This is a genomic window from Chromobacterium sp. Panama (genome assembly GCF_003052555.1).
In the GTDB taxonomy this organism is placed as follows: Bacteria; Pseudomonadota; Gammaproteobacteria; order Burkholderiales; family Chromobacteriaceae; genus Chromobacterium.
In genome coordinates this window covers 4,056,551-4,082,503 of record NZ_QARX01000001.1, presented here as the reverse complement: position 1 = coordinate 4,082,503, position 25,953 = coordinate 4,056,551, and the positions used below count along the sequence as shown (strand labels likewise).

Below are 25,953 nucleotides of genomic sequence, written 5' to 3'. Positions count from 1 at the left end.
GCTTTGCTTAATATATTAGCCAGGTACCCAATGAGACGGGGAGCCTGCGATGCGAACTCAGACCGGTTTCACCTTGATTGAGGCCATGACGGTTCTGGCGATCATGCTGCTCTGTTTGGCGATCGCCGCGCCGGGACTGGGCCGTTTATTGTCGACGCAGCAATTGCGCAGCCATGCCCAGGCAATGGCCAATCTATTGCACTTCGCCCGTAGCGAGGCGCTGAGGAGCAAGCGGCCGGTATACGTGTGCGCGGCCAATCTGAAGCGCAATCTGCAATTGCAAGGCTGCGCCAAGCAGCGGCAGGTGTGGGACCGCGGCGCGTTGGTGTATGCGGATAAAGGGGGCGGCGCCCAGGCCGGCTACGACAGCCAGGAGCGTTTGCATCTGCTGGTGTTCGCCGTGGGCAAGGTCAGGATGCGCGCGGAACGGGATCAGCTGCAATTCATGCCGAACGGACGGCTGGCCCGCGGCCAGAGCGCGCGCCTGTTGTTGGAAAGCCCGCGCGCCGGCGTGTGCTTGACGCTGACGGTCAGCGTTCATGGCCGAGCGGAAGTCGGAAGGGCGGATCATGACTGCCCGGCCTGAGCCCGCCGTGTGCGGTGGCGCCTTGCTGGAAACCATGCTGGCCTTGTTCTTGGTCATGGTATCGATGCTGGCGCTGTCCTCGGTGCAATTGCGCGCTCTGCTGCATGGCCGCGACGCCTTGTTGCGGGCGGAGGCGATCGCGGCGGCGCTCGAACTGGGGGAGGCGGCGTTGCTGTGGCCGGAGACGGCGGCGGAGCAAGCGTCGGCGCAAGCTCAGGCGGATTGGGCGCGTTTGCGGCAGCGGCTGGAAGGCTTGGAAGGGGCGATTGAGGCGAGCTCATGCCGCGGCGCGCTGGACGCGATGACGGCGCTTTGCGAGCAGCAGGGCGCCGTTGCCTATGTGAGGCTGACTTGGACCGGCATGTCGGCCGGAGACGGCGCCGGTCGTTTTGAGCGTCGTTACGCGCTGGCCTTGGACGAGCCTTGACCGTGGCGGCCCGCGCGCGCGTCCAGGGCTTCTCCCTGGTGGAAATGATGGTGGCGATGAGCATGGGGCTGCTGGTGTTGGCGCTGGCCTTGCAGGGGGCGTTGACGATGCAGGGCAGCTTGCGCGTGTTGGAGAACGGTTTGCGTCAACATCAGGATGGACAGTTCGCGCTTGCGCAATTGGCGGAAAGCTGGCGCAAGCATGGACGTTTCGCTTGCGCGCAGGCAATGGAGTCGCCGGGGCGAGGGTTCGAGGCGCCGGAAGGCATGCGCTTTCGCTACGGGGTTGGCGCGGCGGCGGCCTTGCTGGCGGAGGACGCGACGCGGACCACGCTGAGTTGGCAAGGCGAGGCGGATTGGGAAGAGGCGGCGCTGGCCAGTTGTTCCAGCCTGAGGCTGTTGAAGCGGGGCGAGCCGGGGCTGGAATGGCGACGGGAGGCCGGCGCGCATGTGCTGACCTGGCCGGGGGCGGCGAAGGCCGGGCTCTTGAGCGGCGCGGACATCGCCTCCTTGGAGGTCTTGGCCATCGCCTCGCAGCGTTACGTTCTGCGTCGCGAGGGTGACGATGGCGACGCGCTGTGGTTGGAGGAAAGCCTGCCCGGCAGGGCGGCGGAGCCGCCGCAATTGCTGGCGACGGGCGTGGCGGCGTTGAGGCAGCGCCTTGGCGTTCGCAGCGGGTGTCGACCATTGGCGCTGGCCTGGAGGGAGGGGCCGGAGCAATTGGCCGCGGAGGATTGGAAGCGGCTGTCGCGGGTGGAACTGGCGCTTGAGTTGCAAGCGGGCGGCCGCCGGCGGAGCTGGACCACGGTGGTGGCGCTGACGCCGGCCCTGCCGTGCGCGCTGGAGCCGGGCGGATGAGGGCCCGGCGGCGCGGAGCGGTGTTGTGGCTGATTCTGCCGCTGCTCAGTCTGCTGACGGTGTTGGCCATGGGCAGCGCGCGCTCGGTGGCGGTGGAGCAGCGCGCCACGCGCAATCTGGCGGAGGAGCGCGCATTGAGGCTGGCGGCTTTGCAGGCTTTGCGGGCGGCGGAACGGCGGACCTTGGATTTGAACCTCCGTTTCGAGGACGCTCTGGCGAGCGAAGCCGGCATTCCCTGGCAAGGAGACGCCCGCGGCCTGGGCTGGTTCATGCCGGATTGCCTGTCCGCCGTCGCCGGCGTCGGATACGGCTTGTGCGCGACCGAGCCCGATGTATGGCGGCGCAGCGCCCAGATCAACGGGGCGAGGTGGCCGCTCTTGCATCCTTGCGGTCCCAGCCGCGGCTTGGAGGCGACGCCCGGCCGTCCTCCGGAGTCCTGCTTGCCGGCGCGGCCGCGCGCTGGGCAGCGCTGGAGTTCGCCGCGTTATGTGCTGGAATTGCTCAATCCGGCGTTCCGGATCGCCGGCGTGGACGGCCGCTTGTATCGAGTCAGCGTGAGGGTCTGGGGCGAGAGCGAGCGCGATATGCTGACCGTGCAGAGTTGGTTCTGGGCCGGGGCGGGCGCGCAGGCCGGCCGAGGCGGGCGTTTGAATTGGCGTTTGCCGGAGGAGGCGCAATGAGGACGCAAGCGGGCATGAGCTTGCTGGAATTGCTGACGGCGATGGCGGTGGCGGCCATTCTGGCCGCGATGGCCTGGCCGGCCTATCAGCAGCAGATATTGCGCGGGCAGTTGGCGGAGGCGCGCGCGGCGCTATTGGAGAATCTGCATTTCATCCAGCGCTGGCATCTCGAAAACCGCTCGGGATCCACGGCATGGCCGCCTCTGCCGCGACCCGCCACCCGCGATTTCGACATTCGGCTGGGCAGCGTCAGCCTGGGCTCGGACAGCGCCGGACAAGCCAGCTTCCGTTTGCTGGCCAAGCCCAGGGCTGGCCACCGTTTGGCCGGCCGCTTGCAGCTGAGCCTGGATCAGGACGGCAATCTGGCGCAATGCGGGCCGGAGGAGTCCGGCCCGCAGTCGTGCCGGGCCTGGGGAGATTAAGCGCCGTCGGCCGTTGCCGGCAGCTGGATCTTGCGGCAGCCTTGCGCCAGCACGCGGCCGCCGCGAGTGGTCAGGCGCGCTTGCTCGTCCAGCAGCGACCAGATCAGTTGTTGGCTGACGTAACGCTCGCCCTGGGCGACCTTGGCCGGCGTCAGCCGGTAGCGGTGATGGTTCCAGTTCAGCTGGATGGCGGCGTCGCTTTGCTGCTGCGGATACTCCACCACCACCATTTTGCTGCCGTTGCAGCGGTATTTGACGGTTTGCATGGCCGTGTCGGCGGAGGCCGACGCGGCGCAGGACGCGCTCAGCAGCGTTGCGCAGAGCAACGCTGGTTTCCATGCCTTCATGCTCCCTCCTTTTCCCTCCATGGGGCGACTTTCAGCAACAACACCATGCCGGGCAGCGCCAGCGCGGTGCACAACAGGAAAAAACTGGTCCAGCCTATGGCGTCGATAATGTAGCCGGTGGAGGCGTTGGCCAGGGTGCGCGGCACGGCCGCCAAACTGGTGAACAAGGCGAACTGGGTGGCGGTGTAGGCCGGGTGGGTACTCTTGGCGATGAAGGCGACGAAGGCCGCGGTGCCAAGACCCACGCCCAGCGCCTCGAAGCCGATGACCACGGCCAGCATGCTCAGTTCATGCGCGCCGATGGAGGCGAAGCGGCCGTAGCTGGCCAGCCAGGCGAAGCCCAGGATGGACAGCACCTGCACCACGCCGAAGGCCCACAGCGCCCGGTTGATGCCCAGCTTGATCATCCACAGGCCGCCGAGCAGGCCGCCTATTACCGCCGGCCACAGCGCCGCGTGCTTGGCCACCAGGCCGATCTGGGATTTGGCGTAACCCATGTCCATGTAGAAGGGGGTGGCCAGCGAGGTGGCCATGCTGTCGCCCAGCTTGTACAGGAAGATGAAGCCCAGAATCCAGGCCGCGCCCTGCCAGCCCTGGCGGGTGATGAATTCATGGAAGGGTTCGACCACGGCTTCGCGCAGGGTCTTGGGCGCTTGGCCGGCGAGCTTGGGCTCGCTGACTCGCAGCGTCATCAGCAGGCCGGGGATCATGAACAGCGCGGTGATCAGGAAGACTCGGTCCCAGGAGATGTGATCGGCCAGGATCAGCGACAGCGAACCTGGAACCAGGCCGGCCAAGCGGTAGGCGTTGATGTGCACGGTATTGCCGAGGCCCAGTTCGTTGTCGCTGAGGATCTCGCGGCGATAGGCGTCCAGCACGATGTCCTGGCTGGCGGAGAAGAAGGCCACGCCCACCGCCAGCGCGGCGATGCTCCAGATGTGCTGGGTCGGGTTGAACAGGCCGAAGCCGGCCATAGTGACGATCAGCGCCAGCTGGGTCAGCAGCATCCAGCCGCGACGGCGGCCCAGCAGCGGCGGCACGTAGCGGTCCATCAAGGGGGACCACAGGAATTTCCAGGTATAGGGCAGGCCGATCAGCGCGAACAGACCGATGGCCTTGAGGTCGACGCCTTCGCTGCGCAGCCAGGCGGGAAGCAGATTGATCAGGGTGTACAGCGGAAGACCGGAGGCGAAGCCGGTGAAGACGCAGATCAGCATCGTGCGCGAAAAGACGTCGCGCCGCCAGTCTATGGTTGTGTTGCTCATGGGCAGGCCAGTTTCTACGGATCGCGCGGCGAGACGAGCCCGCCGCTTGTTGTTATTGGCGCGCCACCCGGTAGAAGGCCAGGCTGCCGCGCAGATTGGGCATGAAAGTCACCCGTTTGACCCCGTTCATCACCACGCGTTCCACCACGCGCAGCCGATTCTTGGCGCACAGCGCTTCGAAGTCGCCGAGCATGCACCAGTGAATGTTGGGCGTATCGTACCACTGGTAGGGAATGGTGTCGGAGACCGGCATGTGGCCTTGCAGGATCTGCCAGCGGTTTTCCCAGTAGCCGAAGTTGGGAAACGTGACGATGGCTTCGCGGCCGACGCGCAGCATCTCGTTCAGGATCTGCTCGGTCTCGCGCATCGCCTGTATGGTTTGCGACAGCACCACGTGGTCGAAGGCGTCGCTGTCGAATTCGGCCAGGCCGGTTTCCAGATCGCCTTGCAGCGCGTTTACGCCGGCGTTTACGCATTTGACGACATTGCCGACATCCAGGTCCACGCCGTAGCCGACCACCTGTTTGTTGCTGCCCAGCCAGGACAGCAGCGCGCCGTCGCCGCAGCCCAGGTCCAGCACGCGGCTGTCGGGCGCGATCCAGTCGGCGATCAGACGCAGGTCGGCGCGCAAGGGCGCCGTGGTTTGCGGAGCGTTCATGCTTGCACCTCCCGCGCCACGCGGTCGAGGTAGGCGCGCATCAATTGGACATAGGGCTCATCGGTCATCAAGAAGGCGTCGTGGCCGTGGACGGATTCGATCTCGGCGTAGGACACAGGCCGGTTGGCGGCCACCAGCGCCTTGACGGTTTCGCGTGAGCGCTCCGGGGAGAAGCGCCAGTCGCTGGTGAAGCTGGCCACCAGAAAGCGGGCGCTGGCCTTTTTCAGCGCGGCGACGAGATCGCCGCCGAAGTCCTTGGCCGGATCGAAGTAGTCCAGCGCCTTGGTCATCAGCAGATAGGTGTTGGCGTCGAAGGCGTCGGAGAACTTGTCGCCCTGATAGCGCAGATAGGATTCGATCTCGAACTCCACGTCGTAGCCGAAGCGGTACTCGCCGGAGCGCAGCATGCGGCCGAATTTCTCGCCCATGCCGTCGTCGGACAGATAGGTGATGTGGCCGAGCATGCGCGCGAGCCGCAGGCCGCGCCGCGGCAGCGCGTCGTGGGCGTAGAAATCGCCGCCGTGGAATTCTGGATCGGTGAGGATGGCCTGGCGCGCCACATCGTTGAAGGCGATGTTCTGCGCCGACAATTTGGGCGCGGAGGCGATCAGCAGCGCGTGGGCGATGCGCTCCGGGTAGTCGATGCTCCACTGCATGGCCTGCATGCCGCCCAGGCTGCCGCCTATCACCGCCGCCCAGCGTTCCACGCCCAGCCGGTCCGCCAGCCGAGCCTGGCTGGTGACCCAGTCTGACACGGTGACGACGGGAAAGCCGGAACCCCAGGGCCGGCCGGTGGCCGGATTGACGCTGGACGGGCCGGTGCTGCCGTGGCAGCCGCCCAGATTGTTGACGCCCACCACGAAGAAGCGGCGGGTGTCTATGGGCTTGCCGGGGCCCACCATATTGTCCCACCAGCCGGCGGCCTTGTCGTCCGCCTGGTGCCGGCCGGCCACGTGATGATGGCCGGACAAGGCGTGACAGATCAGGATGGCGTTGCTTTTGGCGGCGTTGAGCTCGCCGTAGGTTTCGAAGCGCAGCTGATAGCCGGGCAGGACGGCGCCGCTGTTCAGCGGCAAGGGGGTATCGAACACGGCGGTTTGGGCCGTGACGATGCCGACGGAGTCGTGGAGGTCGGACATGGTGACTTGAGTGCCTCTTTTGCTATTTTCGGCATGCGCGGCGAGCCGGGGCCGGCTGCGCGCATGCTGTCGCTCCGCCGGCGGCCGGTCCATGCCGGCCATTCTCTGTCGCGGAGCCTCCTGTAGGCTACAGCCAGGACTTTAGCATGTCTTTCGCCGCCGGCGACAGCCGTCTTGCCAGCCGGGGCGGCGCGCCGGATAATCGGGCGACTTTCTTCCGCTGGCCCGCCATGTTCGGTCGTCTCTTCAAGTTTTTCGTATTGTGCGGCGTTTTGCTGATGCTGGCGCGCTGGCTGCTCAACCGGCACCAGCGGCAGAGCCTGCACGAGCTGTTCAGCACCTTGGCGCTGGCGCTGCTGCTCAGCGCCGGGCTGTTTTCGCTGCTGTATCTATTGGGCTGGCATCGTCTTTAAGAGCGGTGCCGCCGCGTCCATCCTTGATCCCGCTCAGCGCTTCCGGGCGGCCTGCTTGCTAGACTGCCCGGCTTTGGGCTTTGTTTGGCGATGGACCTGACCCGGCATCTGCATACCTTTGGCTATTATCTGAAACGCCGCTTCGGCGAGCCGGTGCACAAATTGTCGCTGGCCGGCGATTTCACCTGTCCCAACCGCGACGGCACGCTGGGGCGCGGCGGCTGCACCTTTTGCAATGTGCGCAGTTTCGGCCGCGACCCGGCCGCCTTGTCTATCAGCGAGCAGTTGGCGCGGGAGAAGGAGAAGACCGACCGCGCGCGGCGCTACCTCGCCTATTTCCAGGCTTATACCAGCACTTATGCCGAAACCGAGCTGCTGCGCCGGCTGTACGACGAGGCGCTGGCAGGCGCCGATGTGGTGGGCCTGTGCGTCGGCACCCGGCCGGATTGCGTGCCGGACGCCGCGCTGGCCCTGCTGGCGGAATATCAGGACCAAGGCGGCGAGGTGTGGCTGGAACTGGGCTTGCAGACCGCGCATGACCAGACCCAGGCCTTGATCCGGCGCGGCCACGGCCTGGCCGAATATCGCGACGCGGTGCGACGCGCGCGCCGGCACGGGCTCAAGATTTGCACCCATCTGATCGCCGGACTGCCCGGCGAGGACGCCGCCGCCGTCCACGCCTCGCTGGACACGGTATTGGATATCGGCGTGGAAGGGCTGAAGCTGCATCCGCTGATGGTGGTGCGCGGATCGCGGATGGCGGCGCAATACCGGCGCGGCGAAGTGACGCCGTGGAGCCTGGACGACTACGCCGAGCTGGCGGCCAGCCTGATCCGCCGCACGCCGCCGCAGGTGGTTTACCATCGGGTGTCGGCCACCGCGCAAGCGCCCACCTTGATCGCGCCGGACTGGTGCGGGCCGCGCTGGACCGCCTTGCAGGCCATAGGCCGGCGCCTGGCGCGCGACGGCGGCCAGGGCAGTGCCTTGGGTCAGGCCTGGTGGGCGGATGCGGAGCCGCTTGCGTAAATTATCGGCGTGGTCGATTGTCAGATTCAGGAGCCGCTCCCGACTCATGGGGGTAAAGACTGGAGACACCGCCATGCTGATCAAGAAACCCGCCGATATTCCCTCGTCGGACATCACGCCGGAAGGCGTGTACCTGAACCGCCGCCACTTCATGCTGGGCAGCGCCGGCCTGCTGCTGTCCGCCGAGACGCTGGCGGCGCTGGCCGCCAAGAAAAGCCCCTTGTCGACGCTGGCCGGCAACGACAAGGCCAATAGCCTGAAAGAGATTGCCGGCTACAATAATTTCTACGAGTTCGGCACCGACAAGTCGGACCCGGCGGCGAATGCCGGCAGCCTGAAAACCCGTCCCTGGAACGTGCTGGTGGACGGCGAGGTGGCCAAGCCGCGCAGCTTCGGCATCGAGCAATTGCTGAAAATGCCGCTGGAGGAGCGCGTTTACCGGCTGCGCTGCGTCGAGGGCTGGAGCATGGTGATTCCATGGGTGGGCTTTCCGCTGGCCAGTCTGCTCAAGCAGATGAACCCGACCTCGCGCGCCAAGTACGTGGCCTTTGAAACTCTGCAGCGGCCGGCGGAAATGCCCGGCCAGCGCGGCCGGGTGCTGGACTGGCCCTACCGCGAGGGCCTGCGCATGGACGAAGCGATGCATCCGCTGACCATTCTGGCCGTCGGCCTGTACAACGATGTGCTGCCCAATCAGAACGGCGCGCCCATCCGCCTGGTGGTGCCGTGGAAATACGGTTTCAAGAGCATCAAGTCCATCGTGCGCATCCATTTGCAGGAAACCATGCCGGCCACCAGTTGGAATAGGGCCAATGCGCGCGAGTACGGTTTCTATTCCAATGTGAACCCGGAGGTGGATCACCCGCGCTGGAGCCAAGCCAGCGAGCGCCGCATCGGCGAGTTCTTCAAGCGCAAGACGCTGATGTTCAACGGCTATGCCGATCAGGTGGCGGGTTTGTACCGCGGCCTGGATCTGCGCAAGAACTATTGATGGGGCGAGGATGACGACATTGCGCCTTAAATCCGCTTCCGCCCGGCCGGCCGATCGCGCGCTGGCCTGGTTCAAATGCCTGCTGTTCGCGGTCTGTCTGTTGCCGCTGGCGCGCGCCGCCTGGATTGTGCTGTCCGGCGAGGCGGTGAACCCGGTGGAGTTCATCACTCGTTCCACCGGCACCTGGACCTTGGTGTGGCTGCTGGCGACGCTGGCGATGACGCCCTTGCGGCGTTTGGGGGCTGGCGGCTGGCCGCTCAAGTGCCGGCGCATGCTGGGCTTGTTCGCCTTTTTCTACCTGAGCCTGCATTTCCTCACCTATTTGTGGCTGGACCAGTTTTTCGATTGGGCCGGCATCGTCAGGGACATCTACAAGCGGCCCTTCATCACCGTCGGTTTCGCCGCGCTCTTGCTGATGACGCCGTTGGCGCTGACCTCCACCCAGGGTTGGATGCGCCGGCTCAAGCGCAACTGGGGCCGCTTGCATCGGTTGGTCTATCCGACGGCCTTGCTGGCGGTCATCCATTACTGGTGGTTGGTGAAGAAGGACCTGAGCCAGCCCTTGATCTACGCGGCGGTGTTGGCTGTGCTGCTGGGGCTGCGGCTGTGGTGGCGGCTGCGCCGGCCCGGCGGCGCTTGAGTTGGGACAAATCCCCCCGCACTGGAGCGGCTAAGCGGCGGCTTGGGGTTTGCCAGCCGGCGCTCAAACTTCTACAGTGGCGTTTTGTTTTTCACCGTGAAGATCATGTCCAAGGAGAAAGCCCCGGTCACTCAGGCGATCCGGGTATTGCGCGAGCATCAGGTCGCTTATAGCGAGCATCTGTACAAGTACGAGGAAAAGGGCGGCACCACGGTGTCGGCGCGGGAGTTGGGCGTGGACGAGCACTGCGTGATCAAGACCTTGATCATGGAGGACGAGAACAAGCGGCCCTTGATCGTGCTGATGCACGGGGACCGCGAAGTGGGCACCGGCATGCTGGCCAAGCAGATCGGCGTCAAGAAGGTCCATCCCTGCGATCCCAAGACCGCGGACAAGCACAGCGGCTACCAGGTGGGCGGCACCAGTCCTTTCGGCGCCCGCCATCCGATGCCGGTGTATATGGAGGCCAGCATCGTCGAATTGGAGCGCATCTACATCAACGGCGGCAAGCGCGGTTTTCTGATCGGGATGTCGCCCAAGGACGCGCAGCGGGTGCTGCAGCCGGTTCTGGTCAGCGCCGCGGCTTGAGTTCGGGAAAGTTGCGCTGGTAAATGGCTTGCAGGCTGCCGTCGGCCTGCATCGCTTGCAGGGTCTGATCGATTGCGCGCCGTAGTTTGACGATGTTCGGATAAGTGCGCGAGTACATCAGCGACAGCGAGGTGGCCTTGTCCAGCGGCGTGGGAATGTAGGCGAAGTCGCGCTCCTGACCGGCGGCCTGGGTGCGGATCAGGAACAGGCCGCGTTCCAGCGTCAGCGGCGCCAGGTCCAGGTGGCCGGCGCGCAGCAGCCTGATCGCGTTTTCCTCGTCGTTGGTGTTCAGCGTGTTCAGGCGGTATTGCTTGAACAACGGCTGGTACCAATAGCCCAGCTGCACGCCGATGCGGTAGGCGCGCAAGTCGGCCAGGCTGTGAAAGTCGTAGGGGGGATTGGCGAGCCGGGGCTTGTAGTAGAAGAAGTAGCTGCTGCTGTGGATCAGCGGCGGGGAGAAATCGAAACTGAGCGCGCGTTCCGGCGTCGGCCGGTAGGGAAAGGCCGCCGCGGCGCGGCCCGCCTTGACTTCGGCTTCCGCGCGGGGCCAGCTCATATAGTGAAAACGCGCGGTATAGCCGGCGCGTCGGCAGATTTGCCGCACCATGTCGGCGAACACGCCGTCGGCGGTGAAGCTGCGCGACACATAGGGTGGCCACTCGCCGGTGGCGAAGTCTATCGCCGGCGTTTCGGCGCGCGCGGTCGCGGCCAGGCAATAGAGGGCAAGCAGCAGCGGACGCCACATGGCGCGACTCCAGGATCAGGGTGGGAGCATGCTTTGTTATCGCACAGCGCCCACCCCGTCGCCAGCGGGACGGCTACCACCACCAGAACATGAAGCCCCAGGCGGCGTCCACCAGGGCCAGCGCCGCCAGCAAGGGAAGCAAGGCCAGCGCCTGACGCCAGCCGGAACTCCAACGCGCGAGGATGGCGCGTCCCAGCCACAGCGACCACAGATTGGCACCGGCCAGCAAGGCCAGCCGCGCGTCGTTGGCCCAGAACATCGGCACCCCTTCGGCTTTCAACAGCGTCACCGTCAGCGCGGACAGACCCAGGAACACGCCGCAGCCGGCCAGCGGGATCAGGCTCTGCGCCAGGTGGTGCAGGCGTTGCAGCCGCCAGGGGCCGGCGATGCGCACGCTGGCCGCCAGGCAGAGCAGCAGGCCGCTGCCCAGCGCCAGCGCGGTGATCAGCACATAGCTGATCAGCGCCGCGCCGTCCAGCCAGGAAAATACGTCGTTATGCTGCGGGTAGTGGGTCAGCAGCCACCACGGCGCCTCGGTGTCCAGCGGCCACAGTATGTCGCGGTCCACCAGCCATTCCGCCGCCGCCTGCTTCATGGCCACGAACCAGGGGCTCATGGTCCAGTGGAAGGCGCCCATCGCCACGCCCAGAAGGCCGTAGACAATCAGCGCGGTTTGCCAGCCGTCGGCTTCCTTGGCGGCGACTTTGACCACTTCTTCAGTGGGCGAGCGCAGGCTCAGTTCGATGGCGTCGCGATGGCCGCTGCAGCGGCCGCACATATGGCAGCCGCTGCCGCCTTGCATATGGCGCAGCGGTTGCAGCGGCGCGCAGTCCACCGCCTGTATCGGGATGGCCTTGCCTTGCTGCGAGGCTTTCCAGGCTGCCTCGTCCACGCGGTAGTACATCGGCGCCAGTTTGGACAGCAGGCCGAACACGCCGTTGACCGGGCACAGGTGGCGGCACCAGGCGCGCTTGCCGCGGGTGTAGATGAAGCCGACGATCACCGCGGCCACGGTGGAGCCGCCCAGCACCAGCAACGCGGCCTTGGGGTATTGGTAAACGCTGACCAACTGGCCGTAGATGGTGGTCAGCGCGAAGGCGACAAAGGGCCAGCCGCCCCAGCGCATCCAGCGCGGGATGGGCCGGCCCAGGCCTTTCTTGGCCGCCCATTCGGACAGCGCGCCTTCCGGGCACAACACGCCGCACCACAGCCGGCCGAAGAGCACCATGGACAAGAGCACGAAGGGCCACCAGATGCCCCAGAACACGAATTGGGCGAAGATGGTCAGATTGTTCCAGATCCGGGCGGTGTCTCCGGGCAGGTCCAGGCAGGCCGGCACGATCAGCAGCGCGGCGTAGACCAGCACCATCCCCCATTGCAGCGCGCGCAGCAGGCCGGCGTGATCGCGCAGCCACAAGCCGACGGCGGCCATGAAACCGGGGGCCGTCGGCTGACTACAGGAAGCGCCGGCGCAAGCGTCGGCGGAATGGGGAAGGGGCGGGCGGGCGGATTTCATACGGCCAGCGTCTGCTTGCGGTTGCGCCACTGGAACAGCGCCCAGATTGTCGCCCAGAACAGCGCGTAGGCGATCAGGCTCATCAGGGCGGGGTGGGCGCGATAGCCGGTGAGCGAGGCGACGACGCCGCCGGCGGGGCTCATATCGTCAAGCAGCGCGGAGCTGTCCCACAGCGGATCGATCAGCGCCGGCAGAATGTCCATCGAGATCAGCTTTTCCACGCCGCTGAGGAAGAGCGAGGCTCCGAGCAGCAGCAGCATGATTTCGGTGATGCGGAAGAACAAGCGCCAGGACAGGTATTTGCCGCCCAGCTGCAAGAGATAGAAGGTCAGGAAGGCCAGGCCCAGGCCGATCAAGGCGGCGAAGCTCATGCTGGCCAGCGTGGAGCCGTCGGCCTCGGCCAGCATGCCGTAGAGGAAGACCACGGTTTCGCTGCCTTCTCGGGCGATGGCGATGGCGGCCAGCAAGGTGACGCCCCACCAGTTGGCGCTGCTGGCGTTCTCGCGGAGGCCGGCCTCCAGTTCTTTCTTCAGCGTGCGGCCATGCTCGCGCATCCACAGCACCATATGCACGATCAGCGCGGCGGCGGTGAACACCATCACCGTTTGGAACACGTCTTGCGCGCCGGCCATCAGGCTGCTGGCGGCGAACAGAGCCACGGCCAGGCCGACGGCGGCGAACAGGCCCAGCGCCACGCCGGCCCACAGATAACGTTTGCCGGCGGCGCCGGCCGGGTTCTGGTTCATCCAGGCATTCAGGATGCCGACGACCAGCAAGGCTTCGACGCTTTCACGCCAAACAATGAATAGGACTTGTCCCATGAGGTGCACTCCTGAATACGGCCTTAAACGGCGGACGGGCCGCGTTTACTTGGCGACGATGACGCCTTGGCCGGTCTTCATGTGAAATTCGTCAAAAAACTTGTACTCGCCGGGGGACAGCGGCTGGAACACCAGGAAGGATTCCGCGCCGGGGCCCAGCACCTTTTCCTTGCGCAGCGGCGTGCTTTCGAATTCGGCCGGCGTTTTGCCGGCGTTGATCACTTCAACCTTGAACTTCTTGCCGGCCGGCACCACCAGGCGGGCGGGCGTGAACACGCCGTCCTTCATCACCAGCTTGAACACCGGCATCTCGTCGGCGAGGACGGACATTGACACTAGGCAGGCCGCGAGGGCGGCCAGGAGCATGCGCGCGAACTTCATCGGAAAGGGTCTCCGGATTGAAAACAGCGCAGGCGAGGGCATGCGCTGTCTTATTTTAACGCATGAGAATGACTGGCGTTTACATTCTCATTCGCATTAATCCTGTTTTTACAAGAACAACGGGATTAATAGCCGCCTTTTTTGCCGATGCCGGCATAAGTGAACTCATAGTTCAGTTCGAAAGGCTTGAACCACGGGCCCACGCCGGTTTCCTTGTCGATGTGACGGCCGAAGTGGGCGTGCTGATTGGCCGACGGCGGCAGGATGGTGTATTTCAGCTTGTATTTGCCCGGGCCTTGCAGCTTGATGTTGTCGCCGTAGTGCGGGCCGTCGTTGGCCACCATCGGCATCAGATCGCCCTTGAGCACTTCCTTGCCGCCGACTTTGCTCAACTCGTACTTGACCACCAGATAGGGCATCCATGCGCCTTCTTCGAAGCCGTTCGGATTGTTCTTGGTGGCGTGGATGTCGGCCTCCAGGTGGATGTCGGATTCCTCGGCCTTGCGCATCATGCCTTCCGGTTCCATCTTGGTCGGCTGCAGGTAGACCGCGCCGATCTCCATGCCGTTTTTCAGGGCCGGCTTGCCGATCGGGTATTCCTTGGCCATGGCGGCGGCGGAAGCGGTCAGTGCTGCGGTGGCGATAGCCAGTTGAACAAAGCGACGCATAGTGTTTCCTTTTGGTTTCAATTGAGTAGGGCACTGCTTGGCCCGAGCGGGCCGCTTGGCGCTTGAAGGCGCCAGCCTGGCGGGTAAGCGCTTTATTTTTGTTTGCTTGGCTTGCCTAAAAATACTAATGCTAATCATTATCGTTTTCAAACGAAAATGTGTTGTCGAATGTAGCAGATGCGACGCCGGGCGGCGCTGGCCATAGGTATGGCATGCGTCGCGGCGTCGCTCAGCGCCCGTCCGTAGTGTTGGCGCGCGTTGACGAGGCGGCCTTGAAAGCGTCGTCAACTCCTTGAGCATTCGGCTTCCTCCGCCGGCTTGGATTCCGGGCGACTCTCAGTCCTGCGCCGCCAGCCGGCTGAGCTGCGCCAGGCTTTCGTCCAGGATCAGCAATTGCAGCATCTGCTCGGCCAGGTGCTCCGCGCCGTCGCGGTAGGCGGCGGCGAAGGCGTCCACCGCGGCGGCGTCCAGCTGGCCGCCGCTCAAGCGGGCCAGGCGCTCGCCCAGGCCGTCCATGCGCGGGGCCAGGCTGGTTTTCAGCCAGCCGGACAGCGGCGGATTGAAGCCGCGCTTCTTGCGCTGGAAGAAGTCCGCCGGCAGCGCCGGGTGGATGGCGCGGCGGAAGATCAGCTTGGCCGGCTGGGTGAAGCGCTGCTTGCCGTCCACCGCCAGCAAAGCCTGGTAGAAGCGGTGATCCACCAGCGGGGCGCGGCCTTCCAGGCCATGGGCCATGGTGCACAGGTCGGACTTTTGCAGGATGTAGTCCGGCAGATAGTTGGCGAAGTCTATCGCCAGCAAATGGTGCAGGCCGGCCGGCGCATTGGCCGGCGGCGGGCCGATGTCGTCCGGCGCGCGCCAGTGGCAGAGCCGCGACAGCGGCCGCTGGCCTTGCAGGAACAGGCGCTGGCCGGGGGTGAAACCGGAGAAGCGCAGCGAATAGGCGTCCTGCCAGCTCATCGCCAGCTCGGTGGCCAGCTTGCCGGCGCCCTTGCCGTCCAGCGACGGTTTGATCGTCAGCGGCAGCTTGATCAGGCTGCGCCAGCGGGTGCGCAAATGCTTGTTGATCCGCTTGTAGCCGGCCAGCAGTTCATCGCCGCCGTCGCCCACCAGCACCACTTTGACGTGGCGGCTGACTTCGCGCGACAGATACCAGGTGGGGAAGCTGGACGGATCGGCGAAGGGTTGGTCGAGGTCGGCGACAATGCGTTCGAAATCCGCCGCCATATTGTCCGGCATCTGCACCGCCAGGTTGGCGAGGCCCATTCTGCGCGCGGAGTCGGCGGCGTCGGCGGCCTCGTCCAGCTTGGAGCCGGGGAAGGCGGCGGTGAAGCTGCTGAATTGCGTCAGTTGCTGCGTGGCCAGCCGGCTGGCGATCACGGTGGAGTCTATGCCGCCGGACAAGAGCACGCCCAGCGGGCGGTCGGCGACGGTGCGCATCGCCACCGCGCGGTCCAGTTCCTGAAGCCAGTCGCCACCGTCCTTGGCCGGCTGCCAGTAGCGCAGCTTGCGCAAGGAACGGGTATCCAGATCGAACTCCAGCCGGTGGCCGTTCTCCAGACGCTGGATATGGCTGAACAGGGTGGCGGGCGACGGAATGTAGCGGTGAGCCAGATAGGCGTCGATGGCGTCGGCGGAGAAGCCTCGCCGCTGCGGCGGCAAGAAGGGCAGCACCGAGCGCACCAGCGAGCCGAAGGCGAAATCGCCGTCCAGCAGCGAATAGACCAGCGGCTTCTCGCCCATGCGGTCGCGCGCCAGGTGCACCTTGCGCTGCTTCAGATCCAGGATGGCGAAGGCGAACATGCCGCGCAGCCGTTGCAGCAGGGCCTCAATGCCCCAGGCCTGGTAGCCGCGCAGGATGAATTCGGTATCGGAGTGGGTGGCGAAGCGCGCGCCGCCGGCTTCCAGTTCGGCCTTGTCGGCGGCCCAGTCGTAGACTTCGCCGTTGTAGCAGATCCAGACCTGGCCGTCGTCGCTGGCCATGGGCTGATTGGCGATGGGCCGCGGGTCGATGATGGACAGCCGCGCGTGCAGCAGCGCGTTGTGGATGTCGCCGTCCGCCGCAGGCTGCCAGTCCGCGTTCAGCAATAATTGATTGGCGGCGTCGGGTCCGCGCCGGCCCAGCTCCGTCAACATGGCCTGGGCGGTGGCCGCGGAGGCGGGGCGTTGAGAGAAGAAGCCGGCGATTCCACACATGATTTTCTGTCCGAATGGGCAACGCGCCCGGCAAGCCGCCGAGCGCTCGGACGGCGCCGCAGGCGCGTTGGAAAAATTGAATGGCGGAAGTATCCGGGCAGGGCGGCGCCAGTGTCAAACCTTGTCGCCGCGCAGATCCGGCAATAGGGCGGCCACCAGGCCCAGCAGCGGCAGGAAGGCGCACAAGCGATAGACGAATTCGATGCCGTGGCTGTCGGCCAGCTGGCCCAGCACCGCGGCCCCTATGCCGCCGATGCCGAAGGCGAAGCCGTAGAACATGCCGGACACCATGCCCACCCGGCCCGGCAACAGTTCCTGCGCGTAAATGATGATGGCGGGAAAGGCGGAGGCCAGCACAAAGCCTATGCCCAGCGACAGCACGCTGGTCCAGAACAGATTGACGTAGGGCAGCATCAGGGTCAGCGGCGCGATGCCGAGGATGGAGAACCAGATCACCCGCTTGCGGCCGATGGCGTCGCCTATCGGCCCGCCGAAGATGGTGCCCAGAGCGACCGCGAGCAGGAATAGGAATAAATGCAGCTGCGCGGCTTGCACGCCCAGGCCAAAATGCTGAATCAGATAGAAGGTGAAGTAGCTGGTGATGCTGGCGGTGTAGAAGTATTTGGAGAACAGCAGCACCAGCAAGGCGAACAGCGTCAGCTTCACGCGCGCCGGCGACAGCGGCGGCGGCGTAACGGCGGCGGCGGCTTTGGCCTTGCGCTGCTGATGGCTGTACCACTGGCCGATCTTGAACAAGACCGCCATCGCCAGCAAGGCGGCGAGACCGAACCAGGCGATGCTGCCCTGGCCCAGGGGGATGACGATCAAGGCCGCCAGCAGCGGCCCGCTGGCGCTGCCGGCGTTGCCGCCCACCTGAAAGATGGATTGCGCCAGACCGGGACGGCCGCCGGAGGCCATGCGCGCCACCCGCGACGATTCCGGATGGAACACCGAGGAGCCGGTGCCCACCAGCGCCGCGGCCAGCAGCAATAGCGGGAAGCTGCCGGCGCTGGACAGCAGCAGCAGGCCGCACAGGGTGGCGCCCATGCCCAGCACCAGCGAATACGGCATCGGCTTCTTGTCGGTATAGAGCCCGACCAGCGGCTGCAGCAGCGAGGCGGTGCACTGATAGGTCAAGGTCATCAGGCCGATCTCGGCGAAGCTGAGCTGGTAATTGCCCTTGAGCAGCGGGTAGATCGCCAGCAGCAGAGATTGCAGCATATCGTTGAGAAAATGGGAGAAACTGATGGCGCCCAGCACGCGGAAACGGGTGCTGTCTTGATCTGGCGCGGAGGCGGCGGTAGTCATGGGCTTGAGAATCATTCAGCTAGTGGGTGAAGTCATACTAGCGAGCAAAGCAACGCCCGTCCTGCGAAAATAGGGCAGGCATCTTTGCAAAAGAGGCGTTATGACGGATTTTGATCATTTGCATGACTACGACGGCGGCGCGGCGCCGGTGGTGGGCAAGGCGCGCGATTACGCGGCCGGCGGCGTATCGCCGCGGCACGCCCATCCCACCGCCCAGCTGCTGTACGCGGTGGAGGGCGTGATGATGGTCACCACCGATCAGGGGCGCTGGATCGTGCCGCCGACGCGAGGCATCTGGCTGCCCATCGCCACCTGGCATCAGGTGAACATGCTGAGCCGGGTGCGGATGCGCACGGTGTACGTGCGCGGCGACGCCTTGAACGGCTTGCCTGAGACGTGCTGCGTGCTGGCGGTGTCGCCCTTGTTGCGCGAGCTGATCCAGGCGGCGACCGGCATTGCCGTGCCTTATCCGCCGGATAGCCGCGCGGAGCGGGTGATGGGCTTGATTCTGGATGAGATCCGCAGCCTGCCCAGCCTGGCTTTGTCCCTGCCGCAGCCGGCGTCGCCGGCGCTGGACCAGCTGTGCCGGCAACTGCTCGGTCAGCCCGGCGACGCGCGCGGCGTCGCCGAGTGGGCGGCGCAGGCGGCGATGGACCCGCGCACTTTGCAGCGCCGTTTTCAGCGCGAGACCGGGCTCAGCTTCGGACAGTGGCGGCGGCAGGCGCGGCTGATCGCGGCCTTGGAACGTCTGGCGCGCGGCGCCAGCGTGCTGGAGGTGGCGCTGGACCTGGGCTACGCCAGTCCCAGCGCCTTCGCGACGATGTTCAAGCGCGAGCTGGGTGCGTCGCCCAGCGCTTTCTTCGATGCGCCGGAGATTTAAATCGGAGCGGCCAGCTTCAGCGCCATCTCCGCCAGCCGGCGGCCCTGGGCCAGCGCCAGTTGTTTTTCATCGTCGCTGATCGGCTGCTCATTGCGCACGCCGGCGACATGGCTGACGCCGTAGGGGGTGCCGCCGCTGCGGGTCTGGCTCAGCGCGGTTTCGGTATAGGGCAGTCCCACCATCACCATACCGTGGTGCAGCAAGGGCACCATCATGGTCAGCAGCGTGGACTCCTGACCGCCGTGCAGCGAGGCGCTGCTGGTGAACACGCAGGCGGGCTTGCCGGCCAGCGCGCCCTGCATCCATTCCGGGCTGGTGCCGTCCAGGAAATATTTCACCGCCGCCGCCATATTGCCGAAGCGGGTGGGGCTGCCCAGCGCCAGACCGATGCACTCGGCGAGGTCCGCGGCTTCGACATAGGGCGCGCCGGACTCGGGGACGGCTGCCTCGGTGGCCTCGCAGACCGCGGACACCTTGGGCACGGTGCGCAGCCGGGCCTGGCAGCCGGGCACGCTCTCTATGCCGCGGGCGATCAGGCGGGCCAGTTCGCGGGTGGCGCCGTGCTGGCTGTAATAGAGCACCAGGAGGTCTTGCATGGGTTTGGAATCTTCCGTCTGAGGTCAAAAAACGATAAGGCGCGCGCCGTTGCGCGAGCCGGTGCATGATAAAGCAAGTCTTCGCGGCTTGCCTGATCCGCGCTTTGCCATTATTTTGCCGGGATGCAAATGAGTCGAATCGAACCGTATCTGGGCTTCGCCCGCTTTCTGGCCCGGCGCATGGGCAGCCATCGCGTCGCGCAAGTGTCCGGCAGCCTGACCTTCACCACGCTGCTGGCGCTGGTGCCCTTGTTCACCATCGCTTTGACGGTGATTTCCGCGTTTCCGGTGTTCTCCGATCTGAGCACCCGTTTCAAGATCATGCTGCTGTCCACGCTGGTGCCGGAGTTCGCCGGCAAGGTGATCACCGTCTACATGCGCCAGTTCGCCGACAATGCGGAAAAGCTGACCGCCGCCGGCATCGTGATGCTGGGCGTGACCGCGCTGATGCTGATGTCCACCATAGACCGGACTTTCAACGCCATCTGGGGCGTGCGCCGCGGGCGGCCGCTGTTGCAGCAGAGCATGGTGTACTGGACGGTGCTGACCTTGGGGCCGCTGGTGTTGGGCGGCAGCTTGCTGGCCTGGCGCAGCCTGTTCAAGATCAGCAAGTTCGACCACGCGCTGCCGGTGCTGGCCAATGTGGTCGAGGCCGGCGGCTCCATCCTGCTGACCGCTTTGGTGCTGTCGCTGTTGTACCGCATCGTTCCCAATCGCTTCGTGCCGATCAAGCACGCCAGCGTCGGCGCCTTGCTGACCGCGATCCTGCTGGAGGCCACCCGCGCCTTGTTCGGCTTCTACATTGGCCAGGTGGCTAATTACCAGCTGGTCTACGGCGCTTTCGCCAGCATCCCCATTTTTCTGCTGTGGGTGTATTGCTTGTGGATGGTGGTGCTCAGCGGCGCGGTGTTCACCGCCTCGCTGTCCTATTGGGAAGGCGACGCCTGGCGGCGGCGCTTCGAGCCCAGGCGGCGCTTTCTCGATGCGGTGGAAGTGCTGCTGTTGCTGGACGAGGCGCAGAACCGCGGCGAATTGTTGAGCCCGGTGAAATTACGCAGCCAGGTGAAGGTGGGCTACGACGAGCTGGGCTGGGTGCTGGACATGTTGAGCTCCCGCGGCTTTGTGCAGAAAAGCCAGCGCGACGGCTGGGTGCTGGGCAAGAAGTTGTCGGCCATCTGCATGGTGGAGCTGTTCGAACTATTCGTCTATCGCAGCGACAACTACCGCGACGACGATGTCGGTGCCGGGGTGGAAAGCCTGCTGGGGCCGATGACGGCCGAGCTTCAGTCGGTGACGCTGGAGGACTTCGCCCGCCGCGTCGGCCGGAAATAATCGCGATTATCGTAAAAGGCCGGGTTTTCGTTGTCCGGCCACCAGCCGGGAATGCCCAGCAGCGGCAGCGGCCACAGCGCGCGCGGCGCCGGCATGAAGGCGTCGTCGTCTAGCCGGCGCGCCAGCGCCTCGTCCAAGTGCGCCAGACGGCGCGCCTCTTCCCAAGCAAAGAATTCCGCCGGCACCTGCAGTGGCAAGGCCTTGCCGCACCAGCCGATATGCGGCCGCAGGCCGACTTCGAACAGCGCGTGGCCGATGGCGTGGACGCCGATGCGACGGCCCCAGTCCTGGCGGTGTTTCAGAAACAGGCGCTGCCACTCCATATCGTCCAGCATCCGGCTGAAGTCGGGATCGGAGACAGCGACGACGACGCCGCATTCGTCCAATAGCGTGGCGGCGTCGCGCAGCGGTCCGCGCTTGGTTTCGCCGCGGGCGATGGCGCGCAGGTGGCGGCGGTTCAGCGCCAGCTTGCTCAGCGGCCAGGCCAGCCAGGCCAGCGCGTTGAACCAGTCGTGCCAATTGCCGGTGCGCGTGGGAATCTCGCCGGTATGGCCGATATGCATCTCGTAATAGGCTTCCGGCTCCAGATCGCAGGCGAAGCGCAGCTCGGGCGGCAGCGCGTCCGGGTGCTGCCGGCGATAGCGCCGCAGCAACTGGTCGTAATCCGCCTGCTCCGGCCAGGAAGCGGGGGCGATCAGCGCGGCGGCGTCGCGGACGGGCAGATACAGCGGATGGGAGAGGTAATCGGTTTGCCAGGCGCTCACGGTGGACATCTTGGGAGAGAGATTCAAGCCGGCATTTTAGCGCAATAGCAGCAATTCCTCGCCGCTGATGCAGTTGCGGCCGTTGTGTTTGGCCTGGTACAGCTGTTTGTCCGCGCGGCCCAATACTTCGTCGATGTCGGTCTCGTCGGCGCGCAGCACGGCGACGCCGATGCTGACCGTGTATTGCAGAGGGCCGGCCTCGCCGCCCGGCAGGCGGGCCTCCGCCACGACGCGGCGCAGGCGTTCCGCCGCCAGCAGCGCGTCTTCCATCCGCGTGTCAGGCAGCACCGCGGCGAACTCCTCGCCGCCCAGGCGGCCGCAGATGTCGGTGCTGCGCAACACATTGCGGCAGCTTTGGGCAAAGTGGACGATCACCTCGTCGCCCTTGGCGTGGCCGTAACGGTCGTTGATGTTCTTGAAGTGGTCCAGGTCCATCATCAACACGGTCAAGGACAATTGGTAACGCCGGTTGCGTTCGATCTCGCGGCTGGACAGCGCGATGAACTGGCGGCGGTTGCACAGGCCGGTCAGCTCGTCCAGGGTGGCGAGCTGATAGAGCTTTTTCTCGTGGGCGTCGCGTTGCAGCGCGATGGCGATCAGGTGGGTGCTGCGCTGCGCCAGCTGCAGTTCTTCCGGCTCGGGCTGGCGCGGCTCAGGATGGTAGATGGCGAAGGCGCCGAGCAGGCGGCGGTCGCTGGAGAAGATGGGGGTGGACCAGCAGGCGCTGAGGCCGAAGGGCGCCACCTGCTCGCGGTAGCCGGCCCACAGCGGGCTGCTGGCGATGTCTTCGACGATGATCAGGCTTTTACGGTGGACGGCGGTGCCGCAGGAGCCGGCCTCCGGGCCCACTGGCACTTGTTCCAGCAGCTTGCGATAACCGGCCGGCAGGCTTTGGCCGGCGGCCAGCCTCAGCGTTTCCCCCGCGGGGTCCAGCAGCATGATGGAGCAGACGCCGCGATTCAGCTGCGACTCCATCATCCGACAGATCTGATTCAAGGTGTCTTGCAGCGGCGCATTGCCGGCGATCATCTCCATCACCGCGTTTTCCTCCGCCAGCAAACGTTCGCTCTGGCGGCTGTGAGTGATTTCCCGCTCCACCGCCAAAATGCTGCGGAGTTCGCCGCCCAGCCCGAATTCGGGAAACAGCCTCACTTCGAAAATGCAGCGCCGAGGGCCAAGGCTCAGCTCCAGCTCGAAGCGGCGCGCCTCGCCGCCGGCGATCAGTTGTTCGCACTCCTCGGCGAAGCGCGCGCGCGCGGCTTCTGGCCAGGCTTTGTCGTGGACGCTGCGGCCGAGGTGTTCCTCGCGCGTCAGCGTCGAATAGCGGCTGACGCTGCGGTTGATGAATTGGCAGCGCAGCTCCAGGTCGTAGCGGGCGATGACGTCTTCCGAGTTCTCCACCAAGGTGCGGAATTCCTGTTCGCGCCGCAGCATCGCGGACTCGGCCAGCTTGCGCGCGGTGACGATCTGGCACAGCGCGTGGATATGGCTGATGCGGCCCGTCTCGTCCTTGTGGAACTGGGTGCGCTGCTCCAGCCATTCCCAGTGGCCGTGGGCGTGACGCACGCGGAACTCCATGCCGCTGGCGCTTTCCTGCCTTTGCTCCGGATGGCTGAGCAGGGCGGTGAACAGCGAACGGTCCTCCGGGTGCAACAGTTCCAGCCAGCGCGAGAACGCCAGGCGTTCGGCGTCGGCCGGCAGGCCCAGCAGGGCGTGCAGGGTTTGCGGCGCGCCGCGCACCGCTTGGCCGGCCAGGTCGAATTCCAGCAAGCCCAGCCGCGCGTCCTGCAGCGCCAGCCGCCAGCCGCCCCAATCGCCGCCGGGGCCGTGAATGGCGGGCGGCGGCTGCAGGCGCAGCAAGAGATGGCCGGGGAGCGGGCAGGGCAGCGGAAAAGCCAGCAAATCGGCGTGGGCCGCGAGCAGGCCGTCGCGATGGCCGGGATGAGCCGGGTCCAGCAGCAAAGCGAGATCGTGCGGGCTGAAGCCGTAGCCGCTCAGGCCGCCGTCCTGGCGCGTGGGCGCGGGCGCATGGCCGGAGACGGCGAGCAGGCGGCCGGCGGCGTCGCACAGCGCCAGCGCTTGCCGGCTGTCGCTGACCTGGCGGCGGAGCGCGCTCAGCTGTCGCCGGCGCCGCCAGAGCGGCAGGCCCAGCAATGCCAGCATAGGAATGAGCAAAGGCCAGCCGGCGAGCCAGTCCGAGGTCGCGGCGTGCGCGTAGTCGGCCCCGAACAGGCATAGCGAGCCCGCGGTGGCGAACAGGCGGCGACGCGGGCTGGCCCGGCGGCGTAAGGCTGGGTTCAAACAGATCTCCGGAGGCGCGATGGCGCGCAAAGCTGCCATGATGGCACCAGGCGCAAAACAGGGCGCTTTTCGTAATATTGATAGCATTCGCCAGCGTCGTTTTTATGCAACAAATGCAGTATGCTGCAAACATTGTTGCGGAGCTGGCCATATGGATTACTTCCCGATCTTCCTTAAATTGCAAGGCGCTTCCTGTTTGCTGGTGGGCGGCGGCGAGGTGGCGCTGCGCAAGGCGAGGCTTTTGCTGTCCGCCGGCGCGGAGCTGACGGTGGCGGCGCCGGAGTTGACGCCGGAGCTGGCCGAGATGGCGCGGCAGGGGCAGTTGACGCATTTGAGCGCCTGTTTCGAGCCGGCCCAAGTACGGGGTCGGCGCCTGGTGGTGGCCGCCACCAACGACCGCGAGATCAACCGCCAAGTGTCGATGTCCTGCCAGGCCTTGAATATTCCGGTCAATGTGGTGGACGACCCGGAATTGTCCAGCTACATCACCCCGGCCATTGTGGATCGTTCCCCCCTGCTGATCGCCGTCTCCTCCGGCGGCGGCGTGCCAGTGTTGGCGCGCTTGATTCGCGGCCGGCTGGAAAGCCTGATTCCCAGCGGCTTCGGCCGTCTGGCGCGCTTTGCCGCCGGGTTTCGCGACCGGGTCAAGGCCGGCATTCCCGACGTCGAGCGGCGGCGGGTGTTTTGGGAGTCGGTGCTGGAGGGGCCGCTGGCCGAGGCGGTGATCAACGGCGATGAAGCCGCCGCCGAGCAGGCGATGGAGCGCCGCTTAGAGAACGCCGACGCGCAGACGGCGCAGGGCGCGGTCTATCTGGTGGGCGCGGGGCCGGGCAATCCGGATTTGCTGACCTTCCGCGCGTTGCGCTTGATGCAGCAGGCCGACGTGGTCTTGCACGACAATCTGGTGGCGCCGGAACTGCTGGAACTGGTGCGGCGCGACGCCGAGCGCATTTACGTGGGCAAGGCCAGGGCCAACCATGCGTTGCCGCAAGGCGACATCAATCTTTTGATGGTAGAACTGGCGCAACAAGGCAAGCGGGTGCTGCGGCTCAAGGGCGGCGATCCGTTCACCTTCGGCCGCGGCGGCGAGGAGATCGAGACGCTGGCGGCGCACGGCGTCGCCTTCGAAGTGGTGCCCGGCATCACCTCCGCTAGCGGGGCGGCGGCGTACGCCGGCATCCCGCTGACTCATCGCGACTACGCGCAGTCGGTGACCTTCGTCACCGGCCACAAGCAGGATGGCAGCATTCACCTTGACTGGCCGGCGTTGACTCGGCCGGCCCAGACCGTAGTAGTCTACATGGGGGTTTCCACCGCCCAGGAGTTGTGCCGGGCCTTCATCGAACACGGCAAGCCGGCGACGACGCCGGCCGCCGCGGTGGAGTGGGCCACCACCGAGCGTCAGCGCACGGTGGCGGGCACGCTGGAAGACCTGCCGGAACTGATGTCCAAACATCATATCGCGTCGCCCGCCCTGATCATCGTCGGCGAGGTGGTGGGCTTGGCGGATAAGCTGGGCTGGTACCGGCGCCGGGTGTGCTGACGTTTTTTTGCCGTTGCGCTGGCCGAGAAAAGCGCGCTATACAAGGCGGAGGGCCGCGGTTTAAAGCTGACGCCGGCCGCCTCTGGCGGAATACTGCTGATACAATGGCGGACTGACGTGTTGATCAACCTTTTTGCTTCAGCGTCCCGGCTCTGCGCCGACGACGCTGCCAACATGAAGAATCAGGCATGGTAGGTGTATTGATAATCGCGCATGGCGACCTGGGGCGCAGTCTGGCGGATTGCGCCAGGCATATCCTGGGTCGAGAGCCGGAAAATCTGGCGGTGATGGCGGTCGACAAGACCGATGACCCGGAAAGCAAGCAAGCCGAAGCCCAGTTGCTGGTGGACAGGCTGGACGCGGGCGACGGGGTGGTGATCCTGACCGATATGTATGGCGGCACGCCGTCCAATATCGCCAGCCGGCTGATCCGGCCGGGGCGGGTGGAGGCGGTGGCCGGGGCGAGCCTGCCCATGGTGGTCCGAGCCTTGTGCTATAGCAGCCAGCCGTTGGAGATCGTCGTCAGCAAGGCGATCACGGGCGGCCTGGAGGGCGTGCTTTATATTATTCCGGGGGAAGGCAATGCTGAGAATTGAAGTCGAAATCATCAACAAGCTCGGCCTGCATGCACGCGCTTCCAGCAAGTTCACCCAATTGGCCAGCCGCTATAAAAGCGATATCTTCATCGCGCGCAACAATCGCCGGGTCAACGGCAAGAGCATCATGGGCGTGATGATGCTGGCGGCGGCCAAGGGCGCGACCGTGGAACTGGAAGTGAGCGGGGAGGATGAGCAAGTGGCGTTGGACGCCCTGGTGGCCCTGATCAACAACCGGTTCGACGAGGCCGAATAAGCCGGAGTCTGAGG

29 protein-coding genes are annotated in these 25,953 nt (G+C 65.7%); 15 read left to right on the top strand and 14 right to left on the bottom strand.

Annotated features, from left to right (window positions below):
• Positions 1-49: 49 nt before the first annotated feature.
• Genes DB032_RS18490 through DB032_RS24210 form a run of 5 tightly spaced genes read left to right on the top strand, consistent with a single transcriptional unit; the run spans position 50 to position 2,972 of the window.
• The gene (locus DB032_RS18490) at positions 50-586 is read left to right on the top strand and encodes a GspH/FimT family pseudopilin (protein ID WP_107800755.1); all 537 of its coding nucleotides are present in this window, start codon (positions 50-52) and stop codon (positions 584-586) included.
• Entirely contained in the window at positions 570-1,013 is a 444-nt protein-coding gene (locus DB032_RS18485; protein ID WP_146176721.1) for a hypothetical protein, read from the top strand. The genes DB032_RS18490 and DB032_RS18485 overlap by 17 nt, the downstream gene beginning before the upstream one ends.
• Positions 1,014-1,015: 2 nt before the next feature.
• Positions 1,016-1,870: a PilW family protein gene (locus DB032_RS18480; protein ID WP_158274354.1), complete on the top strand. Its 855-nt coding sequence runs from the start codon at positions 1,016-1,018 to the stop codon at positions 1,868-1,870.
• Between the two features lie 23 nt (positions 1,871-1,893).
• On the top strand, positions 1,894-2,550 hold the full coding sequence (locus DB032_RS24215) for a hypothetical protein (protein ID WP_158274353.1): 657 nt from the start codon (positions 1,894-1,896) through the stop codon (positions 2,548-2,550).
• Positions 2,547-2,972: a type IV pilin protein gene (locus DB032_RS24210; protein WP_158274413.1), complete on the top strand. Its 426-nt coding sequence runs from the start codon at positions 2,547-2,549 to the stop codon at positions 2,970-2,972. The genes DB032_RS24215 and DB032_RS24210 overlap by 4 nt, the downstream gene beginning before the upstream one ends.
• Here the strand turns inward: DB032_RS24210 and DB032_RS18470 are convergent.
• Genes DB032_RS18470 through DB032_RS18455 form a run of 4 tightly spaced genes read right to left on the bottom strand, consistent with a single transcriptional unit; the run spans position 2,969 to position 6,381 of the window.
• Entirely contained in the window at positions 2,969-3,319 is a 351-nt protein-coding gene (locus DB032_RS18470; protein ID WP_158274352.1) for an MliC family protein, read from the bottom strand. The genes DB032_RS24210 and DB032_RS18470 overlap by 4 nt on opposite strands.
• Positions 3,316-4,584 carry an AmpG family muropeptide MFS transporter gene (locus DB032_RS18465; protein WP_107800750.1) on the bottom strand — a complete coding sequence of 423 codons (1,269 nt, stop codon included), beginning with the start codon at positions 4,582-4,584 and terminating at the stop codon, positions 3,316-3,318. Before DB032_RS18465 ends, DB032_RS18470 begins: the two co-directional genes overlap by 4 nt.
• A gap of 52 nt (positions 4,585-4,636) precedes the next feature.
• A complete protein-coding gene (gene metW, locus DB032_RS18460) occupies positions 4,637-5,242 on the bottom strand; it encodes a methionine biosynthesis protein MetW (protein ID WP_107800749.1) in 606 nt (201 codons plus the stop codon).
• Positions 5,239-6,381, bottom strand: a complete 1,143-nt coding sequence (locus DB032_RS18455; protein ID WP_107801990.1) for a homoserine O-acetyltransferase — start codon at positions 6,379-6,381, stop codon at positions 5,239-5,241. The genes metW and DB032_RS18455 overlap by 4 nt, the downstream gene beginning before the upstream one ends.
• A gap of 146 nt (positions 6,382-6,527) precedes the next feature.
• Between DB032_RS18455 and DB032_RS18450 the strand changes: the two genes are divergently transcribed.
• From DB032_RS18450 to ybaK, 5 genes are all read left to right on the top strand, one after another.
• On the top strand, positions 6,528-6,794 hold the full coding sequence (locus tag DB032_RS18450) for a hypothetical protein (protein ID WP_233246735.1): 267 nt from the start codon (positions 6,528-6,530) through the stop codon (positions 6,792-6,794).
• A 90-nt stretch (positions 6,795-6,884) separates the two neighbouring features.
• Positions 6,885-7,820, top strand: a complete 936-nt coding sequence (locus tag DB032_RS18445) for a TIGR01212 family radical SAM protein (RefSeq protein ID WP_107800748.1) — start codon at positions 6,885-6,887, stop codon at positions 7,818-7,820.
• Positions 7,821-7,893: 73 nt separating this feature from the next.
• Positions 7,894-8,811 (top strand): protein-methionine-sulfoxide reductase catalytic subunit MsrP, encoded by a 918-nt coding sequence (gene msrP / locus DB032_RS18440; protein ID WP_107800747.1) that lies wholly within the window; start codon positions 7,894-7,896, stop codon positions 8,809-8,811.
• Positions 8,812-8,821: 10 nt separating this feature from the next.
• Positions 8,822-9,451 (top strand): sulfite oxidase heme-binding subunit YedZ, encoded by a 630-nt coding sequence (locus DB032_RS18435; RefSeq protein ID WP_107800746.1) that lies wholly within the window; start codon positions 8,822-8,824, stop codon positions 9,449-9,451.
• A 105-nt stretch (positions 9,452-9,556) separates the two neighbouring features.
• Positions 9,557-10,039 (top strand): Cys-tRNA(Pro) deacylase, encoded by a 483-nt coding sequence (ybaK, locus tag DB032_RS18430; protein ID WP_107801986.1) that lies wholly within the window; start codon positions 9,557-9,559, stop codon positions 10,037-10,039.
• Here ybaK and DB032_RS18425 read toward each other — a convergent pair.
• The 7 genes from DB032_RS18425 to DB032_RS18395 form a co-directional block, all read right to left on the bottom strand.
• Positions 10,023-10,784 (bottom strand): ABC transporter substrate-binding protein, encoded by a 762-nt coding sequence (locus DB032_RS18425; RefSeq protein ID WP_107800745.1) that lies wholly within the window; start codon positions 10,782-10,784, stop codon positions 10,023-10,025. The two genes, ybaK and DB032_RS18425, sit on opposite strands and share 17 nt — an antisense overlap.
• A gap of 73 nt (positions 10,785-10,857) precedes the next feature.
• Positions 10,858-12,300, bottom strand: coding sequence for a 4Fe-4S binding protein (locus DB032_RS18420; RefSeq protein WP_107800744.1), 1,443 nt, complete (start codon positions 12,298-12,300; stop codon positions 10,858-10,860).
• Complete coding sequence (locus DB032_RS18415; RefSeq protein ID WP_107800743.1) at positions 12,297-13,121, bottom strand: FTR1 family protein; 825 nt, start codon at positions 13,119-13,121, stop codon at positions 12,297-12,299. The genes DB032_RS18420 and DB032_RS18415 overlap by 4 nt, the downstream gene beginning before the upstream one ends.
• 45 nt (positions 13,122-13,166) lie before the next feature.
• The gene (locus tag DB032_RS18410) at positions 13,167-13,487 is read right to left on the bottom strand and encodes a cupredoxin domain-containing protein (RefSeq protein ID WP_255411676.1); all 321 of its coding nucleotides are present in this window, start codon (positions 13,485-13,487) and stop codon (positions 13,167-13,169) included.
• 140 nt (positions 13,488-13,627) lie between these two features.
• The gene (locus DB032_RS18405; protein WP_019100457.1) at positions 13,628-14,170 is read right to left on the bottom strand and encodes an iron transporter; all 543 of its coding nucleotides are present in this window, start codon (positions 14,168-14,170) and stop codon (positions 13,628-13,630) included.
• A gap of 336 nt (positions 14,171-14,506) precedes the next feature.
• A complete protein-coding gene (gene asnB, locus DB032_RS18400) occupies positions 14,507-16,363 on the bottom strand; it encodes an asparagine synthase (glutamine-hydrolyzing) (RefSeq protein ID WP_107800741.1) in 1,857 nt (618 codons plus the stop codon).
• A 114-nt stretch (positions 16,364-16,477) separates the two neighbouring features.
• Positions 16,478-17,671 carry an MFS transporter gene (locus DB032_RS18395; RefSeq protein ID WP_107800740.1) on the bottom strand — a complete coding sequence of 398 codons (1,194 nt, stop codon included), beginning with the start codon at positions 17,669-17,671 and terminating at the stop codon, positions 16,478-16,480.
• Positions 17,672-17,771: 100 nt separating this feature from the next.
• On the opposite strand from DB032_RS18395, the gene DB032_RS18390 reads away from it, so the two are divergent.
• The gene (locus DB032_RS18390) at positions 17,772-18,551 is read left to right on the top strand and encodes a helix-turn-helix domain-containing protein (RefSeq protein WP_107800739.1); all 780 of its coding nucleotides are present in this window, start codon (positions 17,772-17,774) and stop codon (positions 18,549-18,551) included.
• Here the strand turns inward: DB032_RS18390 and wrbA are convergent.
• Positions 18,548-19,147: an NAD(P)H:quinone oxidoreductase gene (gene wrbA / locus DB032_RS18385; RefSeq protein ID WP_107800738.1), complete on the bottom strand. Its 600-nt coding sequence runs from the start codon at positions 19,145-19,147 to the stop codon at positions 18,548-18,550. The two genes, DB032_RS18390 and wrbA, sit on opposite strands and share 4 nt — an antisense overlap.
• Before the next feature lie 129 nt (positions 19,148-19,276).
• On the opposite strand from wrbA, the gene DB032_RS18380 reads away from it, so the two are divergent.
• On the top strand, positions 19,277-20,479 hold the full coding sequence (locus DB032_RS18380) for a YihY family inner membrane protein (protein WP_082158910.1): 1,203 nt from the start codon (positions 19,277-19,279) through the stop codon (positions 20,477-20,479).
• On the opposite strand, the gene DB032_RS18375 is transcribed toward DB032_RS18380, so the two are convergent.
• Together DB032_RS18375 and DB032_RS18370 are read right to left on the bottom strand one after the other, a co-directional pair.
• Complete coding sequence (locus DB032_RS18375) at positions 20,431-21,252, bottom strand: DUF3025 domain-containing protein (RefSeq protein ID WP_370445220.1); 822 nt, start codon at positions 21,250-21,252, stop codon at positions 20,431-20,433. The genes DB032_RS18380 and DB032_RS18375 overlap by 49 nt on opposite strands.
• Before the next feature lie 27 nt (positions 21,253-21,279).
• Positions 21,280-23,544 carry a diguanylate cyclase gene (locus DB032_RS18370; protein WP_158274351.1) on the bottom strand — a complete coding sequence of 755 codons (2,265 nt, stop codon included), beginning with the start codon at positions 23,542-23,544 and terminating at the stop codon, positions 21,280-21,282.
• A 151-nt stretch (positions 23,545-23,695) separates the two neighbouring features.
• Here DB032_RS18370 and cysG point away from each other — a divergent pair, with 151 nt between their 5' ends.
• The 3 genes from cysG (at position 23,696) to DB032_RS18355 (ending at position 25,939) form a co-directional block, all read left to right on the top strand.
• Positions 23,696-25,087 (top strand): siroheme synthase CysG, encoded by a 1,392-nt coding sequence (cysG, locus tag DB032_RS18365; protein WP_107800736.1) that lies wholly within the window; start codon positions 23,696-23,698, stop codon positions 25,085-25,087.
• A 188-nt stretch (positions 25,088-25,275) separates the two neighbouring features.
• Complete coding sequence (locus tag DB032_RS18360; protein ID WP_107800735.1) at positions 25,276-25,683, top strand: PTS sugar transporter subunit IIA; 408 nt, start codon at positions 25,276-25,278, stop codon at positions 25,681-25,683.
• Positions 25,670-25,939, top strand: a complete 270-nt coding sequence (locus tag DB032_RS18355; RefSeq protein ID WP_019100446.1) for an HPr family phosphocarrier protein — start codon at positions 25,670-25,672, stop codon at positions 25,937-25,939. Before DB032_RS18360 ends, DB032_RS18355 begins: the two co-directional genes overlap by 14 nt.
• Positions 25,940-25,953: the final 14 nt, after the last annotated feature.

Excerpts from the sequence above, each read along its gene's own strand:
- DB032_RS18490 (WP_107800755.1), top strand. The coding sequence starts at position 50 with ATGCGAACTCAGACCGGTTTCACCTTGATTGAGGCCATGACGGTTCTG.
- DB032_RS18485 (WP_146176721.1), top strand. The coding sequence starts at position 570 with ATGACTGCCCGGCCTGAGCCCGCCGTGTGCGGTGGCGCCTTGCTGGAA.
- DB032_RS24210 (WP_158274413.1), top strand. The coding sequence starts at position 2,547 with ATGAGGACGCAAGCGGGCATGAGCTTGCTGGAATTGCTGACGGCGATG.
- DB032_RS18470 (WP_158274352.1), bottom strand. The coding sequence starts at position 3,319 with ATGAAGGCATGGAAACCAGCGTTGCTCTGCGCAACGCTGCTGAGCGCG.
- DB032_RS18465 (WP_107800750.1), bottom strand. The coding sequence starts at position 4,584 with ATGAGCAACACAACCATAGACTGGCGGCGCGACGTCTTTTCGCGCACG.
- metW (WP_107800749.1), bottom strand. The coding sequence starts at position 5,242 with ATGAACGCTCCGCAAACCACGGCGCCCTTGCGCGCCGACCTGCGTCTG.
- DB032_RS18455 (WP_107801990.1), bottom strand. The coding sequence starts at position 6,381 with ATGTCCGACCTCCACGACTCCGTCGGCATCGTCACGGCCCAAACCGCC.
- DB032_RS18450 (WP_233246735.1), top strand. The coding sequence starts at position 6,528 with ATGTCTTTCGCCGCCGGCGACAGCCGTCTTGCCAGCCGGGGCGGCGCG.
- DB032_RS18445 (WP_107800748.1), top strand. The coding sequence starts at position 6,885 with ATGGACCTGACCCGGCATCTGCATACCTTTGGCTATTATCTGAAACGC.
- msrP (WP_107800747.1), top strand. The coding sequence starts at position 7,894 with ATGCTGATCAAGAAACCCGCCGATATTCCCTCGTCGGACATCACGCCG.
- DB032_RS18435 (WP_107800746.1), top strand. The coding sequence starts at position 8,822 with ATGACGACATTGCGCCTTAAATCCGCTTCCGCCCGGCCGGCCGATCGC.
- ybaK (WP_107801986.1), top strand. The coding sequence starts at position 9,557 with ATGTCCAAGGAGAAAGCCCCGGTCACTCAGGCGATCCGGGTATTGCGC.
- DB032_RS18425 (WP_107800745.1), bottom strand. The coding sequence starts at position 10,784 with ATGTGGCGTCCGCTGCTGCTTGCCCTCTATTGCCTGGCCGCGACCGCG.
- DB032_RS18420 (WP_107800744.1), bottom strand. The coding sequence starts at position 12,300 with ATGAAATCCGCCCGCCCGCCCCTTCCCCATTCCGCCGACGCTTGCGCC.
- DB032_RS18415 (WP_107800743.1), bottom strand. The coding sequence starts at position 13,121 with ATGGGACAAGTCCTATTCATTGTTTGGCGTGAAAGCGTCGAAGCCTTG.
- DB032_RS18410 (WP_255411676.1), bottom strand. The coding sequence starts at position 13,487 with ATGCTCCTGGCCGCCCTCGCGGCCTGCCTAGTGTCAATGTCCGTCCTC.
- DB032_RS18405 (WP_019100457.1), bottom strand. The coding sequence starts at position 14,170 with ATGCGTCGCTTTGTTCAACTGGCTATCGCCACCGCAGCACTGACCGCT.
- asnB (WP_107800741.1), bottom strand. The coding sequence starts at position 16,363 with ATGTGTGGAATCGCCGGCTTCTTCTCTCAACGCCCCGCCTCCGCGGCC.
- DB032_RS18395 (WP_107800740.1), bottom strand. The coding sequence starts at position 17,671 with ATGACTACCGCCGCCTCCGCGCCAGATCAAGACAGCACCCGTTTCCGC.
- DB032_RS18390 (WP_107800739.1), top strand. The coding sequence starts at position 17,772 with ATGACGGATTTTGATCATTTGCATGACTACGACGGCGGCGCGGCGCCG.
- wrbA (WP_107800738.1), bottom strand. The coding sequence starts at position 19,147 with ATGCAAGACCTCCTGGTGCTCTATTACAGCCAGCACGGCGCCACCCGC.
- DB032_RS18380 (WP_082158910.1), top strand. The coding sequence starts at position 19,277 with ATGAGTCGAATCGAACCGTATCTGGGCTTCGCCCGCTTTCTGGCCCGG.
- DB032_RS18375 (WP_370445220.1), bottom strand. The coding sequence starts at position 21,252 with ATGTCCACCGTGAGCGCCTGGCAAACCGATTACCTCTCCCATCCGCTG.
- cysG (WP_107800736.1), top strand. The coding sequence starts at position 23,696 with ATGGATTACTTCCCGATCTTCCTTAAATTGCAAGGCGCTTCCTGTTTG.
- DB032_RS18360 (WP_107800735.1), top strand. The coding sequence starts at position 25,276 with ATGGTAGGTGTATTGATAATCGCGCATGGCGACCTGGGGCGCAGTCTG.
- DB032_RS18355 (WP_019100446.1), top strand. The coding sequence starts at position 25,670 with ATGCTGAGAATTGAAGTCGAAATCATCAACAAGCTCGGCCTGCATGCA.